2 protein-coding genes and 1 pseudogene are annotated in these 2,945 nt (G+C 73.4%); all 3 read right to left on the bottom strand.

Features of this window, described 5'->3' with window-relative positions; translation table 11 throughout:
• A pseudogene (locus D3105_RS35030) lies at positions 1–437 on the bottom strand (nicotinate-nucleotide--dimethylbenzimidazole phosphoribosyltransferase); the annotation flags it as partial.
• Positions 438–769: 332 nt separating this feature from the next.
• Positions 770–2,008: a precorrin-6y C5,15-methyltransferase (decarboxylating) subunit CbiE gene (cbiE, locus tag D3105_RS33130; RefSeq protein WP_118906520.1), complete on the bottom strand. Its 1,239-nt coding sequence runs from the start codon at positions 2,006–2,008 to the stop codon at positions 770–772.
• A gap of 140 nt (positions 2,009–2,148) precedes the next feature.
• A complete protein-coding gene (locus D3105_RS33125) occupies positions 2,149–2,835 on the bottom strand; it encodes a GNAT family N-acetyltransferase (protein ID WP_118906519.1) in 687 nt (228 codons plus the stop codon).
• Between the last annotated feature and the right edge of the window lie 110 nt (positions 2,836–2,945).

Raw genomic sequence — 2,945 nt, 5'->3', positions numbered from 1 at the left:
GGGCGGCGGGCCGCGGCCGGGGCGGCGTGCGCGCCGACCGGTGCGGGGGCGGGCGTCGGGATGCGTACGCCGTTGAGGTCCACGGAGCCGGAGTCGCGGCCACCGGTCTCGTGCGTGCTGGGCGTCTCCACGGCGGGGGCCGCCTGGACCTGCTGCGCGGGAACCTGCGGCTGAGGCTGCGCCGGGCCGTGTTCGGCCACGGGCGGCTGCGCCGTCGCGGTCTGCGCGAGGGGCTGGCCCTGCGCGGGGGCGGGGGCGGCCTGCGGGTCGCTCCAGGCGCCCTGGGAGGTCGGCATCAGCAGAAGGTCGTCGTCCTCGGGGGTGTGCTCGGAGGGGTCGAGGAAGGTGTGCGCGTCCGGGGCGGGGATGCCCGGCTGCTCCACCATGCCTGCGTTCTCCGGCAGTCCCTCGCCCGGGATCTGGCCGGTGTCAGTCATGCGTACCCCTCGCCCATCGTCAGTGCTCCTTCGGCCCTTCGCCCGGGACGCCGAACCACGGCACGCCGGTGCTCGTCATCAAGAACGAGCGGGCTCGCCGCGCGGCACGAAACGCCCGCGGGCTTCCTATTCTCGCGGCCGATCGCCGCCGCGACAGGCAGTTCTGCCACGGCTCACTGTGGACTGCGCCACGTTGCGCGTCCCCCGGGTTGTGCCGTACCACAGCGCGGACCAAAACAGTCCACTTTTCCGGACATTGACGAACGAAGCGACGAACGCCCGGGCGCGGTACAACAATCGGCCAGCCTACCTCGCGTACCGGGCGTAACGGATCAGGGGGCGAGGTCCGAACGCCCTGCGGAGAGAAGGAACACGACGGACCGCTCCCGCTCGGTCCACACCTCGGTGTCCAGGTCGACGGACTGGAGGAGCGAGCACTCGACGGTGTAGCCGTTTCCGGTGAGGGCCGCGCCGAGCGCCTCGGCCTCGTCCCGGTTGGAGGCGTGCGTGACGATGCGTTCCGGCCGCCGGTCGAGGACGGCCCGGGCCACCGGGACTCCCCCGCCGCCGATCCGTACGACGTCGGGTTCGGGCAGCCGCTCGAGGATGTGCGGGGCGCTGCCGCGGACGACCTGGACGGGGACGCCGAAGGCGCGGGCGGCGGCCTCGGTGCGGGCGCAGGCGGCCGGGTCGGCGTCCACGGCGAGGACCGCCGCGCCGAAGCGGGCCGCCTCGACGGCGAGGGCGCCGCTGCCGGAGCCGATGTCCCAGAGCAGGTCGCCGGTGCGGGGGCCGAGGCGGGCGAGCTGGGCGGCGCGCAGCCCGGGGAACTCTCCCTCGCCGGACTCCTGCATGCGTTCGGCCCCGGCGGCCCGGTAGGCCTGGGCGGGCAGGGCCCAGCCGCGTATCCCCTGGGGGTAGGCGGGTTGGCGGCCGGCGATCCAGGCGCCGGCCGGGGTGGTCTCGGGTCCGCTGCCGATGACGATCACGACGTTGGGGTCGCGCCAGGAGTGGTCGGCGGCCTTGTCGGAGGTGAGGACGGTGACGCGTTCGCGGTCGGTGCCCAGCTCCTCGCAGATGACGAAGGTGCGGTGGATGCCGTCGAGGAGGAGGGCCAGTTCGGCGGGGCCCGCGCCCGGCGAGGTGAGGACGGCGACCTTGTGGTGGGCCCGGCAGACGTTGACCGCGCGGCGCAGGGTGCGGGGGTGGGCGACGACGATCTGGGCATCGTCCCAGGGCATGCCGGCCCGGGCGAAGGCGGTGGCCACGGAGGAGACGGCGGGGACGACCTCGACCTCCAGGCCGTGTTCGCGGGCGCGCAGGGTGCGGACGACGCCGAAGAAGCCGGGGTCGCCGTCGGCGAGGACCACGGCGCTGCCGCGGTGTCCGGCGATCCTGCGGGCGGCGAGGTCGACGCTGCCGAGCCGGATGCGTTCGGCGTTCGGCGGCACTTCCGGCAGGGCGAGGTGGTGTGCGGCGCCGGCGACGAGCGTGGCGGCCGAGAGTGCGGCCGTGGCCGCTTCGGGCAGTGGCGTGCCGTCCCAGCCGATCACCGTGACCCGGTCGGCCATCGTCGTCTGTCTCCTGGGGTGTCGGAGGGGTGGGGCGTTCACCCGTGCGGTGCGGGGCGATTCCCTTGCGGTGCCGGGCAGGGGTGAGAGTACCTGGTCCGGACCTTGGGCCCGCGAGTGGCCCACGACAGGCCGGGGCTCTACTTCCAGTCGTTGTACGTGCCGTAGCCACCGGCGTCCGCGAGCTGTTCGGCGACCCCTTCGAGGTCCTCGGGGAGGAGTCCCCAGACGATCAGGTCGGTGCGGATGTCGGTCCAGCCGCCGTCGGTGCCGTTCTCGGTGCGGGTGCGGGCGATACGGGCGTTGCGCAGGACGCCCTCGCTGATGCAGCCGAGCTTCTGGGCGACCTGCTGGGAGGCGGTGTTGTCGGCGGGGGTGCGCAGCTCGATGCGTTCGAAGCCCTGGTCGCGGAAGAGCCATTCGGCTATGGCGAGCACGGATTCGGTGGCGTACCCCTCGCCGCGGGCCCAGGGGGCGGTGATGTAGCGGACCTCGGTGGAGCGGGTGCGCCAGTCGGTGTTCAGGAGGCGGACGCTGCCGACGAGCCGCTGGGTGAGGAACTCGGTGACGGCGAGGGCGATGCCCTGGCCGCCGGTGCGTTCGGCGGGGGCGATCCTGCGGACCCAGCGTTCGGCGTCGACCTGGGTGTACGGGTTCGGTCCGTCCATCCACGCGACGACCGCCTCGTCGTTCATCATCTCGATGTACGCGGGGATGTCGGCCATCTCGAAGGGGCGCATCACCAACCTGTCCGTGCTGATGGAGATGGACGGAAAGGTGGTAGTCATGCGCAGCTCCATGCCGAAGACCGGGTAAAAGCACAGCATGCAGCATCGGGTCCGCCTTGTGCATGGGCGGGTCGGCACGACGGAGCCCCGCACCTCCGGGGCGGGGGGTGCGGGGCTCCGTCGGCAAGTGCCGGGCGGGGGTCAGGACT

Origin of the sequence: Streptomyces globisporus (assembly GCF_003501885.1) — a bacterium.
In the GTDB taxonomy this organism is placed as follows: Bacteria; Actinomycetota; Actinomycetes; order Streptomycetales; family Streptomycetaceae; genus Streptomyces; species Streptomyces globisporus_D.
The sequence above is the reverse complement of the archived record's forward strand: the minus strand, read 5'-3'. Positions and strand labels throughout refer to the sequence as shown.